The 25,438-nt window shown below is 56.3% G+C and carries 25 protein-coding genes and 1 tRNA gene; 13 read left to right on the forward strand and 13 right to left on the reverse strand.

Annotated features, from left to right (window positions below; genetic code table 11):
• Positions 1-109 precede the first annotated feature (109 nt).
• Both AC27FC_RS17855 and AC27FC_RS17860 read left to right on the forward strand, forming a co-directional pair.
• On the forward strand, positions 110-826 hold the full coding sequence (locus tag AC27FC_RS17855; protein ID WP_094935400.1) for a DUF554 domain-containing protein: 717 nt from the start codon (positions 110-112) through the stop codon (positions 824-826).
• Positions 827-921: 95 nt separating this feature from the next.
• Positions 922-997, forward strand: a tRNA-Phe gene (locus AC27FC_RS17860).
• Here the strand turns inward: AC27FC_RS17860 and AC27FC_RS17865 are convergent.
• Entirely contained in the window at positions 998-1,579 is a 582-nt protein-coding gene (locus AC27FC_RS17865; RefSeq protein WP_049015725.1) for a helix-turn-helix transcriptional regulator, read from the reverse strand.
• A 672-nt stretch (positions 1,580-2,251) separates the two neighbouring features.
• On the opposite strand from AC27FC_RS17865, the gene pgaA reads away from it, so the two are divergent.
• The 4 genes from pgaA to pgaD are packed head-to-tail and all read left to right on the forward strand — an operon-like array spanning position 2,252 to position 8,391.
• Positions 2,252-4,690: a poly-beta-1,6 N-acetyl-D-glucosamine export porin PgaA gene (gene pgaA, locus AC27FC_RS17870; RefSeq protein WP_196355077.1), complete on the forward strand. Its 2,439-nt coding sequence runs from the start codon at positions 2,252-2,254 to the stop codon at positions 4,688-4,690.
• A gap of 8 nt (positions 4,691-4,698) precedes the next feature.
• Positions 4,699-6,636 carry a poly-beta-1,6-N-acetyl-D-glucosamine N-deacetylase PgaB gene (gene pgaB, locus AC27FC_RS17875; RefSeq protein ID WP_196355078.1) on the forward strand — a complete coding sequence of 646 codons (1,938 nt, stop codon included), beginning with the start codon at positions 4,699-4,701 and terminating at the stop codon, positions 6,634-6,636.
• Positions 6,629-7,957, forward strand: a complete 1,329-nt coding sequence (gene pgaC / locus AC27FC_RS17880) for a poly-beta-1,6-N-acetyl-D-glucosamine synthase (protein WP_196355079.1) — start codon at positions 6,629-6,631, stop codon at positions 7,955-7,957. The genes pgaB and pgaC overlap by 8 nt, the downstream gene beginning before the upstream one ends.
• Complete coding sequence (pgaD, locus tag AC27FC_RS17885) at positions 7,957-8,391, forward strand: poly-beta-1,6-N-acetyl-D-glucosamine biosynthesis protein PgaD (protein WP_196355080.1); 435 nt, start codon at positions 7,957-7,959, stop codon at positions 8,389-8,391. The genes pgaC and pgaD overlap by 1 nt, the downstream gene beginning before the upstream one ends.
• Positions 8,392-8,443: 52 nt before the next feature.
• On the opposite strand, the gene gss is transcribed toward pgaD, so the two are convergent.
• The 6 genes from gss to AC27FC_RS17915 all read right to left on the reverse strand — a co-directional run bounded on the left by gss (position 8,444) and on the right by AC27FC_RS17915 (position 15,801).
• Positions 8,444-10,306, reverse strand: a complete 1,863-nt coding sequence (gene gss, locus AC27FC_RS17890) for a bifunctional glutathionylspermidine amidase/synthase (protein WP_487160251.1) — start codon at positions 10,304-10,306, stop codon at positions 8,444-8,446.
• 111 nt (positions 10,307-10,417) lie between these two features.
• A complete protein-coding gene (locus AC27FC_RS17895) occupies positions 10,418-11,395 on the reverse strand; it encodes an ABC transporter ATP-binding protein (RefSeq protein ID WP_143346495.1) in 978 nt (325 codons plus the stop codon).
• The gene (locus AC27FC_RS17900; RefSeq protein ID WP_094935323.1) at positions 11,392-12,369 is read right to left on the reverse strand and encodes an ABC transporter ATP-binding protein; all 978 of its coding nucleotides are present in this window, start codon (positions 12,367-12,369) and stop codon (positions 11,392-11,394) included. Before AC27FC_RS17900 ends, AC27FC_RS17895 begins: the two co-directional genes overlap by 4 nt.
• Positions 12,362-13,207: an ABC transporter permease gene (locus AC27FC_RS17905; protein ID WP_094935322.1), complete on the reverse strand. Its 846-nt coding sequence runs from the start codon at positions 13,205-13,207 to the stop codon at positions 12,362-12,364. Before AC27FC_RS17905 ends, AC27FC_RS17900 begins: the two co-directional genes overlap by 8 nt.
• 5 nt (positions 13,208-13,212) lie before the next feature.
• Positions 13,213-14,166: an ABC transporter permease gene (locus AC27FC_RS17910; protein WP_033146639.1), complete on the reverse strand. Its 954-nt coding sequence runs from the start codon at positions 14,164-14,166 to the stop codon at positions 13,213-13,215.
• Positions 14,167-14,211: 45 nt separating this feature from the next.
• Positions 14,212-15,801, reverse strand: a complete 1,590-nt coding sequence (locus tag AC27FC_RS17915; protein ID WP_033146640.1) for an ABC transporter substrate-binding protein — start codon at positions 15,799-15,801, stop codon at positions 14,212-14,214.
• Between the two features lie 245 nt (positions 15,802-16,046).
• On the opposite strand from AC27FC_RS17915, the gene yghU reads away from it, so the two are divergent.
• The 4 genes from yghU (at position 16,047) to AC27FC_RS17935 (ending at position 18,263) form a co-directional block, all read left to right on the forward strand.
• Positions 16,047-16,913, forward strand: a complete 867-nt coding sequence (gene yghU / locus AC27FC_RS17920; protein ID WP_094935321.1) for a glutathione-dependent disulfide-bond oxidoreductase — start codon at positions 16,047-16,049, stop codon at positions 16,911-16,913.
• 152 nt (positions 16,914-17,065) lie between these two features.
• The gene (locus AC27FC_RS17925) at positions 17,066-17,398 is read left to right on the forward strand and encodes a glycine zipper family protein (RefSeq protein WP_196355081.1); all 333 of its coding nucleotides are present in this window, start codon (positions 17,066-17,068) and stop codon (positions 17,396-17,398) included.
• A gap of 193 nt (positions 17,399-17,591) precedes the next feature.
• Positions 17,592-17,924, forward strand: a complete 333-nt coding sequence (locus AC27FC_RS17930; RefSeq protein WP_033146641.1) for a type II toxin-antitoxin system RelE/ParE family toxin — start codon at positions 17,592-17,594, stop codon at positions 17,922-17,924.
• Positions 17,925-17,936: 12 nt separating this feature from the next.
• A complete protein-coding gene (locus AC27FC_RS17935; RefSeq protein ID WP_032640599.1) occupies positions 17,937-18,263 on the forward strand; it encodes a helix-turn-helix domain-containing transcriptional regulator in 327 nt (108 codons plus the stop codon).
• A 121-nt stretch (positions 18,264-18,384) separates the two neighbouring features.
• On the opposite strand, the gene AC27FC_RS17940 is transcribed toward AC27FC_RS17935, so the two are convergent.
• The 4 genes from AC27FC_RS17940 to AC27FC_RS17955 all read right to left on the reverse strand — a co-directional run bounded on the left by AC27FC_RS17940 (position 18,385) and on the right by AC27FC_RS17955 (position 21,732).
• On the reverse strand, positions 18,385-18,639 hold the full coding sequence (locus tag AC27FC_RS17940) for a hypothetical protein (protein WP_094935319.1): 255 nt from the start codon (positions 18,637-18,639) through the stop codon (positions 18,385-18,387).
• A 126-nt stretch (positions 18,640-18,765) separates the two neighbouring features.
• Positions 18,766-20,313, reverse strand: coding sequence for a methyl-accepting chemotaxis protein (locus AC27FC_RS17945; RefSeq protein ID WP_045888191.1), 1,548 nt, complete (start codon positions 20,311-20,313; stop codon positions 18,766-18,768).
• A 345-nt stretch (positions 20,314-20,658) separates the two neighbouring features.
• On the reverse strand, positions 20,659-21,147 hold the full coding sequence (locus tag AC27FC_RS17950; protein WP_023309169.1) for a TIGR00645 family protein: 489 nt from the start codon (positions 21,145-21,147) through the stop codon (positions 20,659-20,661).
• Positions 21,148-21,228: 81 nt separating this feature from the next.
• Positions 21,229-21,732 carry an ESA_00282 family adhesion-associated protein gene (locus AC27FC_RS17955; protein ID WP_023309170.1) on the reverse strand — a complete coding sequence of 168 codons (504 nt, stop codon included), beginning with the start codon at positions 21,730-21,732 and terminating at the stop codon, positions 21,229-21,231.
• Positions 21,733-21,835: 103 nt separating this feature from the next.
• Here AC27FC_RS17955 and AC27FC_RS17960 point away from each other — a divergent pair, with 103 nt between their 5' ends.
• Positions 21,836-22,240, forward strand: coding sequence for a hypothetical protein (locus tag AC27FC_RS17960; protein WP_023309171.1), 405 nt, complete (start codon positions 21,836-21,838; stop codon positions 22,238-22,240).
• A 1-nt stretch (position 22,241) separates the two neighbouring features.
• Positions 22,242-22,691 carry a cytoplasmic protein gene (locus tag AC27FC_RS17965; RefSeq protein ID WP_094935318.1) on the forward strand — a complete coding sequence of 150 codons (450 nt, stop codon included), beginning with the start codon at positions 22,242-22,244 and terminating at the stop codon, positions 22,689-22,691.
• Positions 22,692-22,733: 42 nt separating this feature from the next.
• Here the strand turns inward: AC27FC_RS17965 and exbD are convergent, their stop codons facing one another.
• Both exbD and exbB read right to left on the reverse strand, forming a co-directional pair.
• Entirely contained in the window at positions 22,734-23,159 is a 426-nt protein-coding gene (exbD, locus tag AC27FC_RS17970; RefSeq protein WP_023309173.1) for a TonB system transport protein ExbD, read from the reverse strand.
• 4 nt (positions 23,160-23,163) lie between these two features.
• Positions 23,164-23,895, reverse strand: coding sequence for a tol-pal system-associated acyl-CoA thioesterase (gene exbB / locus AC27FC_RS17975; RefSeq protein ID WP_023333405.1), 732 nt, complete (start codon positions 23,893-23,895; stop codon positions 23,164-23,166).
• A gap of 251 nt (positions 23,896-24,146) precedes the next feature.
• Here exbB and metC point away from each other — a divergent pair, with 251 nt between their 5' ends.
• Positions 24,147-25,334 (forward strand): cystathionine beta-lyase, encoded by a 1,188-nt coding sequence (gene metC, locus AC27FC_RS17980; protein WP_045403978.1) that lies wholly within the window; start codon positions 24,147-24,149, stop codon positions 25,332-25,334.
• Positions 25,335-25,438 lie beyond the last annotated feature (104 nt).

Raw genomic sequence — 25,438 nt, forward strand, 5'->3', positions numbered from 1 at the left:
GAGGTGCAAGAAGGAATCAGTATGCACGAAATCAACCAAAGCTAAGGCCCGCGCAGCCCTGCCGTGTCATAATAATGCAATATCAATGATTAAATAACAGGAGTTAACTTTGGTTATCGGGCCATTTATTAACGCAGGCGCCGTATTGCTGGGCGGCGTACTCGGCGCCGTGCTGAGCCAGCGGTTGCCGGAGCGTATTCGCACCTCCATGCCCTCAATATTCGGCCTGGCATCGTTAGGGATCGGTATTCTTCTCGTGATCAAATGCGCCAACCTGCCGGTGATGGTGCTGGCCACCCTGCTCGGCGCGCTGATTGGCGAGTTCTGCTATCTGGAAAAAGGCATTAACAGCGCGGTGAGTAAAGCCAAAAACCTGATTGCCCGACCGGGCGGCAAGGCGAAACACGGCACGCACGAGTCGTTTATTCAAAACTATGTCGCCATCATCATTCTGTTTTGCGCCAGCGGCACCGGGATTTTCGGTTCAATGCAGGAAGGGATGACCGGCGACCCAAGCATATTAATTGCGAAAGCGTTTCTTGATTTCTTCACTGCCACCATTTTCGCCACTACCCTTGGCGTCGCCGTGGCGGCGATTTGCGTCCCGATGCTGCTTATTCAGCTCGCGCTTGCCACCTGCGCCACGTTGATTCTCCCGCTCACCACGCCGGCAATGATGGCAGACTTTACCGCCGTCGGCGGCCTGCTGCTGTTGGCGACCGGGCTGCGCATCTGTGGGATTAAGATGTTTGCCGTGGTGAACATGCTGCCCGCACTGCTGCTCGCCATGCCGCTCTCCGCGCTCTGGACGCACTTTTTCGCTTAAGGATGCGGCGAAATGGTGAGAGATTGCGCAGTCTGTAACGAAAACAACATTTTTCGTTGACGCCACGGGGCAGATCGGGTTTAATGCGCCCCGTTGCCCGGATAGCTCAGTCGGTAGAGCAGGGGATTGAAAATCCCCGTGTCCTTGGTTCGATTCCGAGTCCGGGCACCACTATTTAAAGAACCCGCCCTCGTGGCGGGTTTTTGCTTTTGGTTTCTCCCCACCCCAGGGATCGTTCCCACCTGCGTCCAGCAGTTTGTTTTTAAAGATAAACAAACACGCCTCGTTGAAGTTCTCCGCCCCCAGGCGTTCCGAGAGCGCCGTTCGTTTGCGATAGAGGCTTTTCACCGACGTATTCAGCTCATCGGCGATGGCTTCCATCGGCATCCCTGCCCGCAGCAACCGCAGCATGATCGCTTCGTGCGTGCTAAGCCGTAAGTTAAGCAGCCACTTCGTGGTCAGGCGCCTGCCCTTCATATTGAGCACCAGGTTAAATAACGACGCCATATCCGGCGCGGTCAGCGACGTGTTCATAAATAACTTCATACTGAGCAGATTCTCCTCGCGGTGTCGCATATCGAGCATAACGCAGCAGATTGTTTTTTTCGTTCTGGCCGGATGGCGTATCAGGTAATCATATAAACGGAGCGGAGAACGACTATCAATCAATACAGAATATTCATCTGCACCGTTATCAAATATGTTTCTGTCAATCGAGTCGAGCAGGATAATATCCGGGAAAAATATCCTCATCCCCCTGACAAGGTAGCGATCCTGAGTCACTAAAACAATTGAAGTTGCCACTAACCATCCCTTTTAGATTAAAGCAAGCACGATCCCTCGCAAAGAAGGCCGCCTTCGTTTTATAGCGCTGTTATATTAACGATAAATGTATTCTGGCTTTGGACATCCCTCAATACAGACATTGATGAGTAAGACTTCCTGTAGACTATCATTCAATGGCTGCCATTAATTATAAATAAAAAACAATCGCAGAAAAGTCACTTCTCTAAACATTAAGAATTTTTGTCATGAAACTTCCCAAACATGCACCAGAAAGTACTTTAATTGAGACAGGTAAACCACATTAAAAATATATACAAAGCTGTCACAATATAAATAAAATACCAATATATCAATCAGTTACAAATAAACAATCATTTCAATAAAACCGCCAAAAACCACTCGATACAGAATTATCTCAAAACAACACAGCCCCATTTCAACATATTTATCCGGCAACATATCAGGTGTACATTAGCTTTCACCCAGTCCACTGAGATAAGGATCCATAATTACCTTTAGGTAAGTACCCCGTAACATCACTGCATTCAGATTTAATGTTCTCATTTATGGCCTTTAACGCTGAGTTTAAAGGCGGCCGTGTTATGCAATGGATTCATGATAAACAAATGGCAAATAGATATGGAAAGATCGCTTCGCTTCAATACGTTATTCTTTTATCGCGCCCCAACATTATTGTTTCTGTTATTCCTCTTTCCTGTTCTGGCTCAGGCTACTGAATCCGTATATGAGCAACAGATTCAACAGGCGCGTAACGGTAATTACTCGCCGTTTCTCGATTATCTTCATCGTTATCAGCAGCAGCATGCCCTGACGCCTGATCAAGTTGCGGACTGGTTACAGGTTGCGTCCTGGGCAGGTCATGATGACGAGGTTATTCAGGTCTGGCAGCGTTACGGTATTTATATGCCGCTGCCCGCCCGCGGCGTTGCTGCCGTCGCGCAGTCCAGGCGAAATCAAAAAGCCTGGCAGCCGGCCCTGGCGCGCTGGAAAGAGGCGCGTAGCCTTGCGCCGGATAACGACGATTATCGTATCGGCTACATAAAAACTCTCGCCGATGCCCGCATGGACGCGCTTGCCCTGCAGGAAGCCCAACGGCTGGTAGCGGAAAATCCTTCTCAGGCACATCTTGAGACGCTCTCGTATGTCTGGTTACGCCAGGGAAAAAGCTGGGATCGGCTTCTGGCAGACACGCGCGCGCTGAATATCGCGCCTGAGAATAAAGCGCTCCTCAGCGAGCTGATCGACGCGCTAACGGATAGCCGGGTGAACACCCCCGCGCTCCAGCTTTCACAAAGCGTCACGCTGTCCCCCGCGGAGCATCGCCGTCTTGAGCGTAATGCCGCCGCCGAACGGGTTCGCCTTGCCGATGTGCCCGGCAGAACAGAAAAGGAGCGCCTGCAGCTTGCGCAATCCACGCTGAATCGTTACGACGCTCTGCTTTCCCGCTGGCAAAAAGATCCGCAGACGGCGGAAGACGTCGTTCTGGCGCGTATAGACAGGCTTGGCGCGCTGTATGCGCATGGTGATTACCCGCAGGTCATCCGTGAATATCAGGCGCTGACGGCTGAGCAGCATCCGATGCCGGGCTGGGCCATCGGCTGGGTGATTTCCGCGTATCTGCAGGAGCAAAACGCGGCCGCCGCCTTCTCGCTTCTGCAACGCTATCCGCAATACGCTTCCGATCCGCAGGACGAGGAGCACGCGCTTTTCTACGCCTGGCTGGATACGGGACAGTATCAGTCCGCCCGCCGATATGCTGAGCGCCAGACCCGCAACGTCCCGTGGACCCGCTACGATTTCGGCTCCCCAACCCCTCAGCCGAACGATCGATGGCTTACCGGACAGTCGCTCCGCTTTAACTATTTGCTGGCGACGAATGCCCTGCCGGAAGCCGAAACGCTGGCGCACCGTCTGGCGACAACGGCGCCGGGCAATCAGGGATTACAGATTGACTACGCCACCCTGCTTCAGGCGCGGGGCCTGCCGCGTGCGGCCGAGCAAACGCTGAAAAAGGCGGAGGCGCTGGAGCCGTCCAATACAGAGCTAGAGCAACAGCAGGCTTACGTCGCGATGGATCTACAGGAGTGGCGACAGATGGATTTACTGGCCGACGACGTGCTTGCCCGCGCGCCTGCCGACCGCAGCGCCAGGCGTCTCGACAGGCTCAGAACGGTCCACCACATGTCCGAGCTGCGCCTCAACGCGAGCAAGGGCTTGCACTCCGATAGCCCCGTCAGCGGGACGCACGACCTGAGCTGGGACGCAACGCTCTATGGCCCACCCGTAGCGGACAGCTGGCGGCTGTTTGCGGGTACCCGCTACGCGCAGAGTAATTTCGATGAAGGCAAAGGCACCAGCCGTCACCTTTTGGGCGGCGTCGAGTGGCGACCACGCGACCTCCAGCTCGAAGCCGAGCTTTCCAGCAACCGCTATCACGGCGAAGACAAGCCGGGCGCTCGCCTCGCAACAACGTACTTTGTGAACGATAGCTGGCAGGTCAGCGGCAGCCTGGAACGCCTGTCGCGCACCACGCCCCTTCGGGCGTTACGCAACGGCATTAGCGCCAACCGGGGTGAAGGCGGGGTGCGCTGGTATCAAAACGAGCGGCGTGAGTACCAGTTCAGCGCCGCCCTCAGCCGCTTCTCCGATCATAACCGCCGCCAGGAATATACCCTCACGGGCAAGGAGCGTCTCTGGCAGACCCCGTCCCTGACGCTGGATCTCGAGCCGGGGATCGCCGCCAGTAAAAACAGCCTGCGCGACACGCTCTACTACAACCCGGCGCGGGATCTGTCCGTGACGGCGGCCCTGGCCGTTGACCATGAAATGGTCCGCCATTACGACACCCTCTGGAGCCAGCAGTTCGTGGCGGGAGGCGGCAGCTACTGGCAGAAAAATCAATCCGCTGGCGCCATCGCCCTGCTGGGTTACGGACAGCGCGTTCAGTGGAACAACGTTATTGATACCGGCGTGATGCTGAACTGGGACAAACGCCCTTACGACGGCAAACGCGAGAGCAACCTCTCCGTCACGTTTGACGCGACTTTACGCTTTTAAGGATGAATATGCTGAACACACGTTTTTCCGTGGGCCTGATACTCCTCGGCTGGCTCTGCCTCAGCGCGAGCGTCTGCGCGCAGGCGATCTCGTTCATTACGCCCAAAGAGAGGCCGCAGCTGGAGGCGAGTAAACCCTGGCCGAAGAACCAGTTTCTGGTCCTGGCCTACCACGACGTCGAAGACGATGCCGCCGATCAGCGCTATCTCTCCGTTCGCACCAGCGCGTTAAACGAGCAGATAAGCTGGCTGCTGCACAACGGCTACCACGCCATCAGCGTGCAGGACATTCTTGACGCGCATGACGGGAAAAAAACGCTGCCGCCAAAAGCCGTTCTGCTCAGCTTTGACGACGGCTACAGCAGCTTTTACACCCGCGTCTGGCCGCTGCTTCAGGCCTGGAACGTCCCCGCGCTGTGGGCGCCGGTGGGCAGTTGGGTCGATACGCCAGCCCATCAAAAGGTGAATTTTGGCGGCCTGATGACGCCCCGGGATCGCTTCGCGACGTGGGACATGGTGCGCGAGCTCAGCCAGTCTCCGCTGATTGAAATCGGATCGCATACCTGGGCCTCGCATTACGGCATTCCGGCCAACCCGCAGGGCAGCCGCGAGCCGGCCATCGCCAACCGCTTGTATGACAAAGCGACGGGTCGCTATGAAACCGACCAGCAGTTCAACCAGCGGATCGGCGATGACGTTCGCAAAGTGACTGAAAAAATCACGCAGGTGACGGGCAAGGCGCCGCGCGCCTGGGTCTGGCCCTACGGCGCCGCCAGCGGTACGTCGCTCGCTATCGCCAGACAGCAGGGTTACCGGCTGGCCTTCACCCTTGAGGACGGGCTGGGGAACGTGCAGGATCTGGGCAACATCCCCCGCCTGCTGATCGCCGGGAATCCCTCGCTCAAGGCGTTTGCCAGCACGGTCAGCCAGGTTCAGGAGCGCGATCCCGTGCGCGTCATGCACGTCGATCTCGACTACGTTTACGATCCCGATCCGGCCCAGCAGACCCAAAACATCAACAAGCTGATCCAGCGGGTCTACGACATGAAGATCAGCCATGTTTTCCTGCAGGCGTTTGCCGACCCGCAGGGCGACGGCAGGATCAAGGCGCTCTATTTCCCCAACCGTCGGCTGCCGGTTCGGGCCGATCTCTTTAATTTTGTCGCCTGGCAGCTGCAAACCCGCGCGGGCGTGAAAGTCTTCGCGTGGATGCCGGTGCTCTCGTTCGATCTCGATCCTTCCCTGCCGCGCGTGCAGCGCCGGGATCGTCAAACCGGCCAGCTGCAAGAAGCCACCGAGCCCTACATCCGGCTTTCCCCGTGGGACCCGCAGGTGCGCCAGCAGGTGACGGACATCTATGAAGATCTGGCCCGCTATGCCAGCTTCAACGGGGTTTTGTTCCATGACGATGCGGCGCTGACGGACGTGGACGATGCCGGTCAGAACACCACGCGCCAGAAAAGCCAGACGCTTATCGGGCTTACCCACGCCCTGAGCCTGGCGGTGAAGCATATCCGCGGCCCGCAGATAAAAACCGCGCGCAATATGTTCGCCTTACCCATTCTGCAGCACGAAAGCGAAGCGTGGTTCGCGCAGAATCTTGATGATTTTCTGGCGGAGTACGACTGGACGGTGCCGATGGCCATGCCGCTGATGGAGTCCGTTCCGGCAGACGAGAGCGATGCCTGGCTGACGCGTCTGGTTAACGCGGTCGCCGCACGCCCTGGCGCGCTTGATAAAACCATTTTCGAGCTGCAGGCCAGGGACTGGGACCAGAAACCGCAGCGCGCCGTGTCCGACAGCCAGCTTGCGCAGTGGATGCGCGTGCTCCAGCTGAACGGCGTCAAAAACTACGGTTACTACCCCGACGACTTCCTCAACAATCAACCTGATATCTCACGCATCAGGCCTGAATTTTCTTCGTACTGGTACCCTGACAATGACTGATCGCATTATCGCCTTCTCTATTTTATGTCTGGTATTCGGGTTGCCGTTAGGCGTGGCCGCCCTCTTTACCGGCGAACTGATTCTGGATTTTGTGTTCTTCTGGCCGCTGTTCATGTCGGTACTTTGGATAACCGGCGGCCTCTATTTCTGGTTTCAGCTTGAACGCCACTGGTCGTGGGATAAAGACACGTCCGCCCCGACGCTCGTCGGTGAGCCGCTCATCTCCATTCTTATCCCCTGCTTCAACGAGGGAAGGAATGCCCGGGAGACCATCAGCGCCGCGCTGGATCAGCGGTATGAAAATATAGAAGTTATCGCCATCAACGACGGTTCGTCTGACAACACGGCGGAGGTATTGCAGGCGCTGGCGCAGGAACAGCCGCGCCTGCGGGTGATTAACCTCGCGGAAAATCAGGGGAAAGCGCTGGCGCTTAAGGCCGGAGCCGCGGCAGCGCGGGGCGATCTGCTGGTCTGCATTGACGGCGACGCCCTGCTCGACCGCGATACCGCCGCTTATCTGGTGGCACCGCTGATTCAGTACCCCCACGTCGGGGCTGTCACCGGGAATCCGCGCATTCGCACGCGCTCCACGCTGATTGGCCGCATTCAGGTGGGCGAGTTCTCTTCCATTATTGGGCTCATCAAGCGGACGCAGCGGATCTATGGCCGGGTCTTTACCGTCTCCGGCGTCATCGCCGCGTTTCGCCGACAGGCGCTGGCGGACGTCGGGTACTGGAGTCCGGACATGATCACCGAAGACATCGACATCAGCTGGAAGCTTCAGCTGCGCCACTGGGATATCTTTTTTGAGCCGCGGGCGCTGTGCTGGATCCTGATGCCGGAGACGCTGAGAGGCCTGTGGAAACAGCGCCTGCGCTGGGCCCAGGGGGGCGCGGAGGTGTTTCTGGTTAACCTTCGCAGGATCGTGCGCTGGGAGCATCACCGCATGTGGCCGCTGTTTCTGGAGTACGCGCTGTCAACGCTGTGGGCCTTCGCGTACGCGATGACGGTGCTGCTGTTCCTCCTCAGCCATGTTGCGCCTGTTCCCGCCAGGCTGACGGTGGAGAGCCTTTTTCCACCGGAGTTTACCGGCCTGCTGCTGGGCGTGATGTGCCTGCTGCAGTTCCTGGTCAGCTTGTACATCGAGCGGCGCTATGAACGAAAAGTGGCCAGCTCGCTTTTCTGGGTGATCTGGTTCCCGATGGTGTACTGGATGATTGGCCTGTTCACCACCCTCGTCGCATTTCCAAAAGTCATGCTTAAACGCCAGCGCGCCCGCGCGCGCTGGATCAGTCCGGACCGGGGAAAAGGGAGCATTTAATGAACGAAAATACCTTAATTTTGACCGAGCATCGGCTCTTGCCGCGTCTTTTTGATGCCGCGCTGACGCTGGTGGCATGGGGAGGATTTCTGTTTTTCCTGTATGCCCGTCTGTGGATGCAGCTAACCGATGAGAGCGACCACCGCTGGAGCGTGATTATCGCGTCCTTTAATACGGTGTTGCTCTACCTGCTGTTTGCCGCGATCAACGGCTGGCTGCTGATTTTGTGGTATCAGTACAACCGCCGTCGCGCCAACGTGAGGCGGCGCCAGCCGGGCTATTTTCACCAGGAGGAGCTGGCCCGCAGCTTTAACGTCTCACCGCAGATCATCTCCGAGATGAGCCAGTACAACCTGCTGACGGTGTACCACGATCAGATTGGCCGCATCATCGATCTGAAGATCAACGAGCAGCAGGAAGAGGAAGAACAGTAACAAAAAGCCCCCGCAGGAGACCCTGCGGGGGCTTATTTATCGCAGGTGTGAACTACTTATCTTTAACCACTATCAGCGGCTCGATATCGCTCTCTTTCTTCACCACCAGCGAGTCATCGCCGCGCAGACAGGTTCCGCCGTAGTTCCCGCCCACGGTAAAGGTGCAGACCTGTATGTACTTGCCGTCGACCTTCGGCAGGCACCACAGCTGCTGGTAGATGTTTTTGCGGTCAACAAACTTGCCGCTGGATTTATCCAGCAGTTCGTCCTGGGCGCTGATGAGATCGATATTGCTGCCGCAGCGGCCGGCAATCGGCTTGACGGCATAGCCGGTCTGCTTCAGCAGGTCGTTAACCTCAAAATCGGTGTCGAGCAGGTAACGGTGGTTCGGGAACAGCTGCCACAGTACCGGGAGAATCGCCTTGTTGCCGGGAATAACGGTCCACAGAGGTTCGAAGACCAGCACCTCCGGGCGCAGCAGGACGTCAATCAGGCGCACCTCGCCCTCGGGATGTCCGGTGCGGATCGGCACGGCGGCGTATTCGGTTTCGCTTACCTCGCGGATCTGCTCTATCGCCGTTTCCCACGCCCAGGTTTTCCACACGCAGTTGACGTGGCGACCTTCGTCGTCAATCAGCTGTCCGGCGGCATCCCAGCTGAGCGCCTCCAGCCCGTGCAGAATTTTGGTCTCGAACCCGGCCTGCATCAGCGAACGCTGAATAAAGAGCGCGTGATAGTCCTCTTCGACATCGTTGTCCTGCATGATGTGGACGAACGGCCGCGCGTGGCTGTGCTTCCACGCCCCGGTCAGCTCTTCCAGCAGCCCTTCCGCCGGGTTATGCCCGTTGCCGCGATAGCCGTTTTTCACCCACTCTTCGAGAATCAGCCCGCCCTCGGTATGGCAGGACGCGGAGTCGGCGTTGTACTCGTAGACCTTAATGCCTCGCTCATCCATGCAGAAATCCATACGACCGGTGATCATATGGTGGCGACGCCACTGCCAGGAGAGGCGCAGGCGCGGCCAGAGGATTTTCGGGATGTCGAAAAGCGCCAGCAGGTTGTCGTCTTTCAGCACCTTGTCCGTCGCGTGCAGGTACATCAGGTGCAGTTCGTTAGTGGCCTTGATCAGCTCCTGCTCGGCGCTTTCGGTAATGGTGAAGTACTGGCAGGGATCTTTGTTGATCACATGGCCGTTAGCGCGGATATACGCCTGCTGCAGCGCGTCATTTTCGTTAAGCCATTTTCCGTCGAACTGACGCTTGTTTTTCAGCCGCGCGCCGCTGATTTTCAGCAGTTCGCCGTCGATTTCCGGCTGGGGAATGCTGTGTTCCGCGTCGTCGGTCTGGATCATCCAGCCGAGAATCTCCGTGTCGTTGAAGGTGTCATGGATCGTGTAACACCCGTTCTCCACGCTCAGACGCAGCTCGCGCGTCCACTGCTGCCCGAGCGGCAGCGGGGAGTGAATCACGTTCTGCTCCGCAATACGCACCTTATCGTCGAGAAGCTGGGTGATCACCGCCACGTGGCCGGTCTCGTGAAACTCGCCGCCCTTTTGCCAGATCAGCAGCGCCCCGGCGCGCGGCGCGCGTTTTGAACCGTTGGCAAAAGCCTGAAGGGGCAGAATGTTATCGTTCACCACCTGGCGCAAAAAGCGCAGGGAGAAGATTTCCCACGCCATGCCGACGTCGGTAAACACGAAGCCATAGTTGAGAAACAGGAAACGGCGGGCAAACTCAACGCATTGCCACTTGTGGCCCATGTATTCGTTGCCGATATAGCTGCGAAAATCCGCGTCTTCCGGGTATTTTCGCGGGTCCAGACTGCCGTAATTTGAAGAGTAAATCGCCACGCCACCGGGCGCATAGCCTAACAATGTCCCGAATGGCGCATCACTGCTTAACTTTCCTTTACGCATGTATCCAACCTAAAACAGGCAGGCGGCAATTTTTTTAAGGGTTGTCGTCGTCTGCACGTTGTAATTAACCTGACAGAGGGACATTTATCATACACCTGCGCGGCGCATTAACTACATGTTAAACAGCCAGCATGCCGCGAAATGCCCTGGCGCGATCTCCTGCATGGCAGGCTCCTGCGTCTGGCACACCGGCATGGCGTGCGGGCAGCGGCTGCAGAACTTACAGCCCGGCAGCGCGGACGTGGGGCCGGGAATGTCGCCGCGCAGGGTGGCGTCTTCGAGGTTACGGATGCGCGGATCGGGCTGGGGAACCGCCGCCAGCAGCGCGCGGGTGTAAGGGTGCGCCGGACGTTGATACAGTTCATTCGCCGGGGCCACCTCCACCAGTTTACCGAGATACATCACCCCAATGCGGCTGGAGATATGGCGAACCATGGAGAGATCGTGGGCGATGAACAGATAGGTTAGCCCCAGCTCCTGCTGCAGATCCTGTAAAATATTCACCACCTGCGCCTGCACCGAGACGTCCAGCGCCGAGAGCGGCTCATCGCACAGCACAAATTCAGGATGCACGGACAACGCGCGGGCAATACTGATGCGCTGGCGCTGCCCGCCGCTGAACTCATGCGGGAACCGTTCAAGGTGCTCGTGCTTCAGCCCCACTTTGTAGAGCAGCATTTCAGTGCGTTCCCGCTGTTCTTCGCGGCTGTAGCCGTGGATCTGCATCGGCTCGGCCACCAGCTGTCGCACCGTCATACCGGGGTTGAGCGAGGAGTAAGGATCCTGAAAAATCGCCTGCATCCGTTTACGCAGCGGCTTAAGCTCTTTTTCACGGGCGTGGGCAATCGCCTGCCCGGCGAAGTGGATCTCACCCGAGGTGATATCGAAAAGGCGCAGGATGGCGCGCCCGAGGGTAGATTTTCCGCAGCCTGACTCCCCCACCAGGCCAAACGTCTCGCCGGGCTGGATATCAAAGCTCACGCCATCAACCGCCTTCACGGCCACGCCTTTACGCAGCAAACCGCCGTTGAGCGGATAGTGCTTGCGCAGATCGCGCACGCTCACTAATGGCGCCAGTTGTTCACTCATGCCTGAATCTCCTTGTCTGCCCATAGCCAGCAGGCGGCGCGATGGCCCTCTCCGGCGGTGTAAAATGCGGGCTGCCGTTCACACTGGGGCATGCGTTTCGGGCAGCGTTCCGCGAACGGACAGCCCGGCGGCGGGTTAAGCAGGCCAGGCGGCGAACCTTCGATCGGCGATAAACGCTGATTGACCTCATCCGGGCGCGGCAGCGAGGCCAGCAGCCCCTGGGTGTAAGGATGCGCAGGGCGATAAAAAATGTCCTCTACGCTCCCCTCCTCCATCACCAGCCCGCCGTACATCACCACCACGCGGCTGCAGACCTGCGCCACCACGCCGAGATCGTGGGTGATCAGCAAAATCGCGGTCCGGGTCTGCTGCTGCAGGCTTTTCAGCAGGCGCAGGATCTGCGCCTGAATGGTCACGTCCAGCGCGGTGGTCGGCTCATCAGCAATAAGAAGCTTCGGGTTGCAGGAGAGCGCAATGGCGATCATCACCCGCTGTCGCATCCCGCCGCTGAACTCGTGGGGATACTGGTCGTATCGCCGTTCCGCCTCGGCAATGCCTACCTGTTCCAGCATGGCGATGGCCGCCGCTTTGGCCGCTTTTTTGCTGAGTCCTTTGTTGCGCATCAGGATCTCAGCCATCTGCTTGCCGATGGTCAGCACCGGATTCAGGGCGGTCATCGGATCCTGAAAAATCATCGCGATCTCGTTGCCGCGAATGGCGCGCATCTGCGCGGGCGTTTTCTGCGCCAGATCCTCATTCTGGAAGCGGATGCTGCCGCCGGTTATCCGTCCGTTGCTCCCCAGAAGCTGGATAATCGACTTGCAGGTGACGCTTTTCCCGCAGCCCGACTCGCCGACGATGCCGACAAGTTCGCCCGGCTGAACCTGAAAGCTCACGCCGCGCACCGCGTGAACCTCGCCCTCGCGCGTGCGGAACGTGGTTTGCAGGTTCTCAAGCGCTAATAAGTTACTCATCGCGATTCGCTCCCGGCTCAAAGGCGGTACGGAACACATCGCCCAGCACGTTAAAGCTGAACACCGTCAGCAGGATCAGAATGCCGGGGAACATCGCCAGCCACGACGCTTCGCCAATATAAGACTGCGCGTTGTTAAGCATGCTTCCCCACGACGCCGCGGGCGCCTGCACGCCCAGCCCTAAGAAGCTGAGGGTTGACTCCATCAGAATGGCCGAGGCGATATTAAGCGTGGCCGCCACGATAATGGTCGGCAGCACGCCGGGAATGATGTGGCGCGCGATAATGCGCAGCGGATGCTCCCCCGACGCGCGGGCATAAAGCACGTACTCGCGCTCTTTCACCGACAGGGTTTCAGCACGCACCAGACGCGACATGTTCATCCACGTCAGCAGGCTGATAATCAGAATGATGTTATCCACGCCCGGCTTGAGGTAGGCATTCACCACCAGCAGCAGGAAGAAGGCCGGAATGGCCATCAGGATATCCACGGCGCGCATCATCAGGTTATCCAGCCAGCCGCCAAAATAGCCGCTCACCGTTCCCACCACCGTGCCGATAAGCGTGGAAAAGAGCATGGCGAGAAAACCGACCATCAGGGAGATCTGGCCGCCATACAGCGCGCGGGTGAAGTAGTCGCGGCCGTATTCGTCGGTGCCAAACCAGTGCGCGGCATCCGGCGGCAACGTGCGCGCGCCGAGCGCCATCTGATCCGGATCGTACGGGCTTAACCCCGCACAGAGCGCGGCGACAACGAAAATAAAAAGCACAAACAGGGAGAACTGCGCCGGACGGTTGCGGCGCAGCTGGTGACGAACCTGCTGCCAGCGTCTGCTCATCCGGGTTACCTCAGCGTACGAATGCGGGGATCGGCGAAGCGATAAAGCACGTCGGCGATCAGGTTACCGACGATCAGCATCATCGACGAGAGCATGATGATCGCCATAATCAGCGGGTAATCCAGCGAGGCGATCGACTGGATCCCGAGCAGCCCCATCCCCGGCCAGGAGAAGACGCTTTCCGTCACATAGGCCCCCACAATCAGCTCTCCGAACGACAGCCCGAACAGGGTAATCACCGGCAGCAGCACGTTTTTCAGAACGTGCCGAAACAGAATACTGGAACGCGTCGCGCCGTAGGCAAGCTGGGTCTGAACGTAGTCGGCCGAGAGCTGCGAGATGGTGTTGGAGCGGATGTAGCGCACGTAGCTGGAGAGGTTGTAGAACGTGAGGGCAATACACGGCAGCACGCCGTGACGCAGCAGATCCAGCCCGTTATCCTCCATGCCGATGGTGCGCATCCCCATGCTGGGGAACCAGTTAAGCTGCACGGCAAAAATGGTGATGAGCAGGATGCCGAACCAGAAAATCGGCACCGAAATGCCAATATAGGCGAACAGGTTCAGCAGATGATCCAGCCAGCGGTGCTTAAATGCCCCCGCCAGCAGCCCCAGCGGGATCGCCAGCACGATCGCCATCATCAGCGACGCGCCCATCAGCCCCAGCGTGGCCGGTATGCGTTCGCCGATCATCTCCAGCACCGGGCGGTGATAAATCAGCGAATAGCCGAGATCGCCCTGCAGGACGTTTTTCAGCCACAGGACGTACTGCGTGACCAGCGGCTTATCCAGCCCCAGGCTCTGGCGAATACGCTCGATATCTTCCGGGGCCATACGCGGCGTAATGTACGCCGCCACCGGATCGCCGGGCGCGAGCTTGACCAGCAGAAACGCCACCAGTGAAATAAAAAACAGCATCGGCAGCAGCTGCAGCAGCCGACGCGTGAGGAGTGTGTTCACGACGTGCCCTTACCAAGGCCCCGACCTGACGGCCGGGGCAATCACTTATTTCTGATAGATTTTTGACAGATCCTGGAACAGATAGACCGGTTTCGGCTCCGCTTCCTGGGTGCCGCCGAAGCGCTTGTCCACCGCGACGGTCGCATTGGTGTAGGCGATCGGGTAGTAGGTCATATCGTTCGCCACGGTCTGCTGAATTTGCTTGTAGATATCGGCACGTTTTGCGGCGTCGGTTTCCACTGCGCCTTTATCCCACAGGGCATCAAACTGCGGATTTTTGTAGTGCGCGTAGTTATAGGCTTCGTTGCTCATGAACAGCGATTTGTAACCGTCCGGCTCGGAGCCCATGATGTAGCCGCCCAGGTTCAGCTCCCACGCGGTGTTGTTCATATCGAGGCTGCGCTGAGACATGGCGTTGGAGTCCAGCGGCATCAGCTCCACGTTCACCCCAATGCCCTTCAGCGCCTGCTGAATGTAGAGCGCCATGCTCTCCTGGGTTTTGTTGGTGTTCACATACGCCAGGCGCAGCTTGAGATTGTCCGGCGCGCCGGACGTCTTCAGCAGCTCTTTGGCTTTTTGCAGATCGAACTTGTACTGCTCGACGTCATCCGTCTTGTAAAGCGTATCTGGCGTCAGGAAGGAGGTCGCCGGTTTAGCGTAGTCCAGCGAGGTAAAGGCGGTCTGGGTGAGCTCGTCTTTGTTGATGGCATACGCGATGGCCTGGCGCAGCGCTTTGCTCTTCATCACCGGCACGTTCTGGTTGAACGTCATATAGGCCAGACGGCCTTCCGGATAGACCACGAAGTCAAACTTACCGGTATTTTTCAGGCGGTTCACGTCCTGCGGGTCAACCATCTTGAGGTTGATTTCCCCGTTTTGCAGCGCAAGGTTGGCGGCGTTGCTGTCTTTGGCGAAACGGTAGGTGACCGAATCAAGCTTCGCTTTGCCGTTCCAGTAATCGTCAAAACGGGTCAGGGCGTAATATTGCCCGGCGCGGTACTCTTTGAATTTGAACGGGCCAGAACCCACGGGCGCATCGTTTTTGCTGCTCTTTTCCAGGTCGCCTTCACCGGCGAACACGTGCTGCGGGATCGGGTAGATTTGTACCAGGGTGCCGGTAAAGGCCGCGCTGACCTGCGGTAGGGTGAATTTGACGGTGCGCTCATCCACCTTGCTCACCTGTACCGGCTTGTCGCCGTAGGTGAACATGCTGCGGAAGAAGCTGTGCTGTTTGGCATCCAGCAGCTTATTGAACGTAAAGACCACGTCGTCCGCCGTCAGCGGCTGGCCGTCCTGCCATTTGAGGTTGGGTTTTAACGTCAGGGTATAGCTCAGGTTGTCGGCGGAAGGCGTCAGGCTTTCCGCCAGGCCCCACTCAATGTTGCCGTTATTAAAACTGTACAGCGGGGCATAGAGCGCCTGCATGATCGTTAACGTCGTACGGTCACTGGCATAGAGCGGATTAACGGCTAACGGGTCGCCGGAGGTAATTCCAATAATTAGCGAACCGCCCTCTTTTGGCGCGTCGTTTTTTGCCGCAGCCGCACTGTTTGTCTCTTTATTTTTCGCATCATCACAGCCCGCCAGGCCTAACGCGAGCGAAACGACCACTGCCGATAACAGAAGCTTGCGCATCTCACTAACTCCTTGCCTTATAAAGTGTTTATTACTGCATCTTTTATTTATGTTGAAGCATCATATTCAGCTTTATCGGTTTACGCATTAATTATGAAAATGCGATTTTCGATTAAGCTTATGCCGGATTTGTTATATATAAGCGCCGGAAGGAATAGCGGCAGATCGATTACGCTCAGTTCGTTAAACGCTTCACAAATCTCCTGCTACACTGCCTCAACACATCACTCAAAAGGCAGGCCAACATGTCAGACAACACGTATCAGCCACCAAAAGTATGGGAATGGAAAAAGAACGGCGGCGGCGCGTTCGCCAACATCAACCGCCCGATTTCCGGCGCGACCCATGAGAAAGATCTGCCCGTGGGCTCCCACCCGCTGCAGCTTTACTCTCTCGGAACACCGAACGGTCAGAAAGTGACGATTATGCTCGAAGAGCTGCTGGCGCTGGGCGTGACGGGCGCGGAGTACGACGCATGGTTGATCCGCATCGGCGAGGGCGATCAGTTCTCCAGCGGGTTTGTTGAGGTGAACCCGAACTCGAAAATACCGGCGCTGCGTGACCACTCCACGAACCCGCCAACGCGCGTCTTTGAATCCGGCAATATCCTGCTCTATCTGGCAGAGAAATTCGGTCACTTCCTGCCGAAAGATCCGGCTGGACGCACCGAGACCCTGAACTGGCTGTTCTGGCTGCAGGGCGCAGCGCCGTTCCTCGGCGGCGGCTTTGGCCACTTCTACAACTACGCGCCGGTAAAAATTGAATACGCGATTGACCGCTTCACCATGGAAGCCAAGCGCCTGTTCGACGTGCTGGATAAACAGCTGGCGCGCGGTCGCTACGTGGCGGGGGAAGAGTATACCATCGCGGATATCGCCATCTGGCCGTGGTTCGGCTGCGTGGCGCTTGGCAGCGTCTATAACGCCGCCGAGTTCCTCGATGCAGAGAAGTACACAAACGTGCAGCGCTGGGCGAAAGACTTGGCGAATCGCCATGCCGTTAAGCGCGGCCGTATCGTTAACCGCACCAGCGGCGAGCTGAACGAGCAGCTCCACGAACGCCACGCGGCGAGCGACTTCGATACCAATACGGAAGATAAGCGTCAGGCGTAATGTTCAGCCGGGCGGGTCCCCGCCCGGCAACTGAGATCCCAGCCCAGGGCATGATTAGCTTAAAGGTTGAGCCGGTATTGCTGGCACTATCTGGACGTTTTTCTCGCGTGAGAAACGACGTCTCAACCGACAGCAGTCACAAAGGATCTGTTATGAAACTTATTAAAACAACGCTGGTTATCAGCGCCCTCATTTTTTCCACCTCGGGAATGGCTATCGACAAAACCGCCGCTGGCGCGGTAGCAGGCGCGGCCATTGGTGCGGCCACGGGCAAAGATCTGAAATCGACCGTTGGCGGCGCCGCCGTGGGCGCAGGCACAGGTGCCATGTTCAAAAACGGCGGCAAAGGTAAAGCCGCGCGTAAGGGCGGCGCGGTAGGGGCTGCCGTGGGAGCAGGTGCCGCAGCGGTTACCGGCAAGAGCGTGCTGAAAGGTGCAGCCGTTGGTGCGGGCACGGGTGCGCTGATTGGTGAAGCGACGTACTGATAAATACAGCCGGGCAGCGCTCTGCGAGCCCGGCCTCGTTGTTATGCAGTCATCCCTCCGCACAAGATCTCACATTTTTGCGATCCGCTTTCAGAAATCACATCTTCCCCACTGCAACAACCCTGTGAACAGTTGCCTGTCGTAGCCTGAAGATTACAATGCATTTGCTTATCGTAAACTACAGGCTACAATAATGGCTAAGGTCAAACACTACATCACAGCAGACGGGTACGACCCTTTTGATGCATATCTGAGAAGTGTGAAAGATCCCATAGCTAAAGCCATGATTGCTACACGTGTCGCCAGAATGTCTACGGGTAACTATGGTGATTGCAAGCCATGCAGAGAGAGCGTTTCAGAACTCAGGATTGACCAGGGGCCGGGTTACCGCGTCTATTTCAGCGAAGTCTTCGATCCGGCAGATGGCGCAGTGAGTCTGGTGCTATTGACTGGAACGAAAAAAAAGCAAAATGCAGATATTGACAGGGCCGTTGAGTATCTCAACGACTACAAGCGCAGAATATAAGAGGAAATCGGAATGGCTAAATCAGTACTTCATGATGACGCAATGGTACAGCTCCTGAAAGATTCTCCGGATTTCGCGCCCGTATATCTTCATCAGGCTTTCATTGAAATTGACGAGCCCGGAGGCTATGAGGCGTTCATGCTGGCTTTACGACATGTGATTGAAGCCTCTGGCGGGATGACCGTCATTGCTAAACGTGCAGGCATTTCTCGCGAATCACTCTATAAATCACTTTCACCAAACGGTAACCCTTCATTTAAGCGTATTGCGGAAGTGGCATCCGCAACGGGATATCCGATTTCCAGAATTGCAGCTGCAGGGTTAAACGCACCAGCGTGAGACGCACGTCAAAATACGCCCTAAGTTCTGGCCGGGCGAAGCATCAATGACGATCGTCATGCTGAAACGCCATTGGAAAAGGCGGTAAGAGACATGCCTGCATGCCGCCTCATCTGTTGCATTAATACTTAATGTCCCGCGCTTTTTGTCTTCCGGACTGTTTCATCTGACGCTTGTCCTGACGGCAGTCGTGATTGCTCTGGTTATTGTTCGCCACGCAGGTCTGCTTCACCTGCCGCGACGCGTCGCGGGTTTCCTGCCTGACATCACGCGCCACGCGCCGCTCCTGCGCCTGCTGGGTCGCACTGGCAGAAACCGAGAACAGCATCAGAAGAATGAAAGAAAGGACGGGAACGACAGATAACGATCTGTTCATAGCAACACCTCGAAGAAGAGAGCCCAGAACGTCAGGGGGTTAGCAAAAGAATAGCAGTTTCAGAAGGGGCTGAATGGGGAAGGCGTTAATAATATAAGGCCGCACAAGGCGGCCTTGTACGTTGCGTTATGCCGTCAGGCGGAACTTCTGCACCGAGCGCTGAAGCTCTTCGGTCTGGCGCTCCAGCGCCGCCGCCGCGGCAGAAACTTCTTCAACCAGCGAGGCGTTTTGCTGGGTCACGCCGTCCATCTGGGTAATGGCAATCCCGACCTGCGAAATACCCTTGCTTTGCTCCTCAGAGGCGGAAGCGATTTGCTTCATGATGGTCGTCACTTCCGTCACGTCGCGCAAAATCGCATCCATGGTGGTGCCGGTGTCGCTCACCAGCTGCGCCCCCTGCTCTACGCGGGAAACGGAATCGGTAATCAGCCCCTCAATCTCTTTAGCCGCGTTGGCGCTGCGGCTTGCCAGGTTACGAACTTCACCTGCCACCACGGCGAAACCACGCCCCTGTTCGCCGGCACGCGCCGCTTCAACCGCCGCATTGAGTGCCAGAATATTGGTCTGGAAGGCAATGCTGTTGATCACGTTGGTGATTTCAGCAATTTTCTTCGAGCTTTCCGAAATACCGCTCATTGTGGTCACCACCTCTTCCACCAGCGAGCCGCCGCGGCTGGCGGTAGTTGAGGCCACATCAGCCAGCTGGCTGGCCTGACGCGCGCTTTCCGCGTTCAGTTTCACCGTGGCGGTCAGCTGTTCCATGCTGGCTGCCGTCTCTTCCAGCGCAGCCGCCTGCTCTTCGGTACGGGAAGAGAGGTCGTTGTTACCGCTGGAGATTTCCGTCGCACCGCGCCAGATATTTTCACTGCCGGAGCGAATCGTACTGACCGCTTCGCGCAGGCTGTCCTGCATCGCGCTCAGCAGCGGCACCAGCTGCCCCACGCAGTTGCGGCCGAACGGCTCAATGGGCTGGCTGAGATCGCCCTGGGCAATCTGGCGGAACTGCTGGCGAATGCGAGCCAGCGGTTTGACCAGCATCGCCACCAGGTAACGGTCGGTGAAGAGCAGGATCAGCAGGCCGATAATCGTGGCGACGATAATCACCGTGCGGGTCATGCTTGTCAGGCCGTCCACCACCACGCGGGTGCTGTCGAGCGACTTCGCGGCGGCATTGTTGAACGCCTCAGCGGCCGCACCGAACGCGCGGCTCAGCGGTGGCGTGACGTTGTTGGCCTGCTGGCGATACCCCTCCAGAGCCCCCTGCTTCGCCTGCTGCATTTGCGGCGTGACGCCCTGTTCGAGCAGCGCCTGCCAGGAGCCGATCACCCGGGAAGAGACCTGCTCGTCCATCGGGCCTGGGGAGATCGCTTTCATCTCGGCCAGTTTCTTGCCCATGTTATCCAGCGCCTGTTGGGCGGAGGACAGATCCGGCGTGCCGCCTGCGGCTTTGACTTCCATTGCGCGGCTCAGACGGGTCACAAAGCGGAAATATTGATCGTTACCCTGGCTGAGTACCGTCATCTGTTTAACCAGCTGGCGATCGACTTCATTGCCATCCGATACGCGAGAAAGGGACCAGGTGCTGTACAACCCAACGCCCGCCCACATTAAACAAAAGATCCCGAGAATCGTCAGCATGACGAAACGGATCGTGAAATTACGGAGCATATTCATAAGTCTTCCTTGCCGTGAGGGTGAGTTCGCCCAGAGGCGAGTACTACTCTCGTTATCGGCAGGAAAGAGGGAAATTATAACGTTTTGTGATCATTTTTAATTAGCGTGGCTTCACTGGTCACACAGCTGCCGTTAATCATTAGGCCCACGCTTAGTGATGCAATTTGTGATGTGATAAGTGCAGAGTGGGAAAGCGCTTTGAATCTGTGGCAGGCGTCGTCGGATAAATAGTGCGGTCTGATGCCCTCACCCCGGCCCTCTCCCACAGGGAGAGGGAGAAAGGCCGCACCGAGCGGTCCCCTCGCCCCTTTGGGGAGAGGGTTAGGGTGAGGGGTAAGGTGTACTTTATTTCTTACTGATCTTATCCAGATACCCCATCACAAACGCAGACAGCACAAACGTCAGGTGGATGATGACGTACCACATCAGTTTGTTATCCGGCACGTTCTTCGCGTCCATAAAAACGCGCAACAGGTGGATAGAAGAGATCGCCACAATCGACGCGGCCACTTTATTCTTCAGCGACGAAGCATCCATTTTGCCCAGCCAGCTGAGCTTCTCTTTACGCTCGTCGATATCGAGCTGGGAGACAAAATTCTCGTAGCCGGAGAACATCACCATCACCAGCAGCCCGCCCACCAGGGTCATGTCCACCAGCGACAGCAGAACCAGAATCAAATCCGCTTCGGCAATAGAAAAAATGTTCGGCAGAACATGCCAGATTTCCTGAAAGAACTTAATCGTCAGTGCGATAAGTGCCAGCGAGAGGCCAAAATAGACGGGGGCCAGTATCCAGCGGGAGGCATACATGGCATTTTCAAAAAAGCGTTCCATAAAGTCCTGTTTGCAAAAGAAACCAGCGCCCAGTATATCTCAACGGCGCTGGCTGTTTGCAATAACTCAACGGTACGTCACTTAGACGTTGTCTGGGTTAACCTCGGGACGTGCGTACTCCGGCCAGACAAGCGCCACCAGTTCAGGATAGGCTTCCAAGCTGAACTCGCGAAAACACTGACGCAAATTTAATACGTCCAGATCGGAATAAGAGACCTTCTCGCCGTTAAGACAGCGCTTTTTAATATTGTCATAATATTTATAGACTGCTGAATTCAGATCGCTACAGCGACGCTGTGCCTCAAACAGTCCAGGCGTGTCATTAATTTCCGACATTTTCATGCGCTTAATTGTCGCGTGTAAAAAGTCAATATATTCGTGGTTCACCCGCCAGTACCAGACAGGCGTAACGGAGTTCATCAATACAGAGAAATGGTCTTCCCCTTCCTCTTTTGTCATCAGTTCAGGTTGCGGGGGTTCACTGGTGTCTTTCGACACTTTCGTTTTATTGAACTCCTGCATCAATAAAAGCACACCAGCGGTCAGTAATAGTAATGTGATGACCGTAAAAAAGATGCTGTTCATGGGTAGGCTCCATTTTTTTTGATTTTAAATTTGCCTCATGATATTGTCAACGAATCTCACGCCTTTACCAACCCCACCCTGTTGAAAATAAAGGAAATTAAAAATGCTGCCCGACTATCTCGTCCCGGCTAAGTACCACATTACGCCTGTGGAACAGCAACCGACGGAAGCAGAAAAAGAGGCCAGTTTCACTCAGGGGAAAAGAAAGCTCTCTGATTTCGAGCCCGATATATTAATTGGTGTTTCCCGAACTGGCAAATCCCGAAATATGTTGCTGGAAGAGCACGATCGCCATATAAAAGACCGCTTATTTCGCGCCATAAAAATTGAAGCCTTTGTCCACCTGCTGAATGACCTGCAGGCCGAGGGTGAAATAGATGCCCAGAAACTAAGTCAAATAATGGCCGAGAAAACCGAAGAAATTAATGAAGCGGGCAATGAAATTTGGCTTAATTTAATTACGCGCGAAAAAAACAACCCAATCTTTTATAGCCTGGGGGAAGATTAACGTGAAAGAAGTTAAAAACAACGACGTTTATTTGACTTTAGATGATAAAAAAAGTGATGAATTTATCTTAAAGCAAAATCTCGACGCGCTAAGAAACACAAAAAATGACGAGATGACGCGTATTACGCAAGACCTGGTATCGATCCCGGCGACGCTGGTTCGTCTGAAGTGGCAGAATCGCCGTGAAATTTATCCGCTACAGGTCAAAGAAGAGATTTACGGTGCCGTGATGAACGCCATCATAGAGCAGCGTCCCGAGCTGAAAGAGAAGCTTCTGGGACGTCTTGAGGCCAATTATCAGTATCTGCTTGCCAGAGAAATCTCCACCCTGCGTCTGACGCGCAAGCTGTCCGACGGTGAGTACCGTACCTCAAACGTCACCTGCGTGGCGCTTGATGAGGACGCGCTGGCAATCCCTTCTACCGCACCGACGGATAATAAAAACGCTTAAGCCGACAGGCATAAAAAAAGCCGGCTTTCGCCAGCTTCTTTATCACTTCGAGGCCGCTTTCTCTTCGCCGACCAGTCCAATCTTCAGGTAACCCGCCTGATGCAGCGTGTCCATTACCTTCATCATGGTTTCATAATCAACGGTTTTATCCGCGCGGAAGAAGACCGTGGTGTCTTTCTTACCGCCCGTAAGCTGCTCCAGCGCCGGGATGACCGAGTCGGCCGTCACCGGGTCGTTCCCGAGGAACATTGATTTATCCGCTTTCACCGACAGGTAGATAGGCTTCTCCGGGCGCGGCTGGGGCTGGCTGGAAGAGGCGGGCAGATTCACCTTCACATCCACCGTCGCCAGCGGCGCGGCCACCATGAAGATAATCAGCAGAACCAGCATGACGTCGATAAACGGCGTCACGTTGATTTCATGCATTTCGCCGTTATCGTCCAGATTTTCGTTTAGACGCATCGCCATACTCTTAACCTGCGCGCAGTTTAGACGCCGCGTGCACCGGCTTAACCGAGCTGGCGTTCAGGTCGAGATCGCGGCTTTGCAGCAGCAGAACCTGCGCGGCAACATCACCCAGCGTGGCTTTGTAGCTGCCAATCATGCGTGCGAAGATGTTGTAGATAACCACCGCCGGGATAGCGGCGACCAGACCGATTGCCGTCGCCAGCAGCGCTTCTGCGATACCCGGCGCCACGACCGCCAGGTTGGTGGTTTGGGTCTGCGCGATACCGATAAAGCTGTTCATGATGCCCCAGACCGTTCCGAAAAGACCGATGAACGGTGAGATCGCGCCGATGGTCGCCAGATAGCCATTGCCGCGTCCCATGTGTCGGCCAACGGCCGCAACGCGACGCTCCAGGCGGAAACCGGTACGTTCTTTGATCCCTTCGTTATCTTCACTGCCAGCGGAGAGTTCCAGCTCGTTCTGCGCTTCGTTCACTAACAGGGTGGTCAGGCTTTTCGCGTGGAAGGATGAGGTCATATCTGAAGCCTGATCCAGAGAGCGGGCTTCAGCCAGCTGCTGCTGTTCCCGCTTAAGGCGACGCTTCTGCGAAAGCAGCTCGGCGCTTTTGCTGAAGAAGATAGCCCAGGTGACAACGGACGCCAGAATCAGGCCGATCATCACAATCTTAACCACGATGTCAGCATGCTGATACATGCCCCAAACGGAGAGATCCGTCTGCATCAAATTATTACCCACTCTGTATCTCCAGGACGCAAATCACAAAATCTGAGCGTAATAATATCAAAACGTCGTCGAATTGATAGTAGTTCTCATTAGTATTTGCATGGTGCCGTAATTTTCGTTCACTTTCCTTGCGCTTACGCAGTAAAAATTTCTTATGCAAATTTTTGCTAATATTTTCTGCTTATTCGATAAGCCCCGGGGTGCAGTTTTTTCCAATCGTGGTAGTCTGGACGTCCAGACGTATAAAAACAGGGTTAGCGAACATGACAAAGAAGCATCTTGATACCACGCTGGTACAGGCAGGACGCAGCAAAAAATATACGCAGGGATCGGTCAACAGCGTGATTCAACGAGCCTCCTCGCTGGTGTTTGATACCGTAGAGGAGAAAAAAATCGCCACGCGTAACCGCGCGAAAGGCGGGCTGTTTTATGGCCGTCGCGGCACGCTGACCCATTTCTCTCTTCAGGAAGCGATGTGCGAGCTGGAAGGCGGCGCGGGCTGCGCGCTGTTCCCGTGCGGGGCGGCGGCGGTCGCCAACACCATTCTGGCGTTTGTGGAACAGGGCGACCATATCCTGATGACCAACACCGCCTACGAGCCCAGCCAGGACTTCTGCACCAAAATCCTCAGCAAGCTCGGCGTAACGACCGGCTGGTTCGACCCGCTGATCGGTGAAGGCATTGCCGAACTTATTCAGCCAAACACGCGCATTGTGTTCCTGGAATCTCCGGGATCGCTCACCATGGAAGTTCACGACGTACCGGCTATCGTGAAGGCCGTGCGCAGCAAAGCGCCAGAGGCGATCGTGATGATCGACAACACCTGGGCGGCGGGCGTGCTGTTTAAAGCCCTGGAGTTCGACATTGATATCTCGATTCAGGCGGCGACGAAATACCTGATAGGCCACTCTGACGGCATGATTGGCACCGCGGTTTCCAACGCGCGCTGCTGGGATCAGCTGCGTGAAAATGCCTACCTGATGGGCCAGATGGTGGATGCAGATACGGCCTACATGACCAGCCGCGGACTCCGCACGCTGGGCGTTCGCCTGCGTCAGCACCATGAAAGCAGCCTGAAGGTGGCCGAATGGCTGGCGCAGCATCCGCAGGTTGAGCGCGTGAATCATCCCGCGCTACCGGGCAGTAAAGGCCACGAATTCTGGCAGCGTGATTTTACGGGCAGCAGCGGTTTGTTCTCGTTCGTACTGAAAAAGCGGCTGAATAACGACGAGCTGGCGAGCTATCTGGATAATTTTACCCTCTTCAGCATGGCCTACTCCTGGGGCGGTTTTGAATCCCTGATCCTGCCTAATCAGCCGGAACAGGTTGCGGCTCTGCGTCCCGGCGGTGAAGTGGACTTCAGCGGTACCCTGATTCGACTGCATATCGGTTTAGAAAATGTTGACGATCTGATTGCCGATTTAGCAGCAGGGTTCGAGCGTATCGTGTAGAGTGCTGGCTGAAAATGTACTCTCTGGACGCTTTTGTGGACACGGCAATGAGAAAAGTCTGCATGAGTTGCGCCCGGGATCAAACCCGACGGGCGAATAAGGGA

This window comes from Enterobacter sp. C3_dUdeg, from assembly GCF_057536195.1.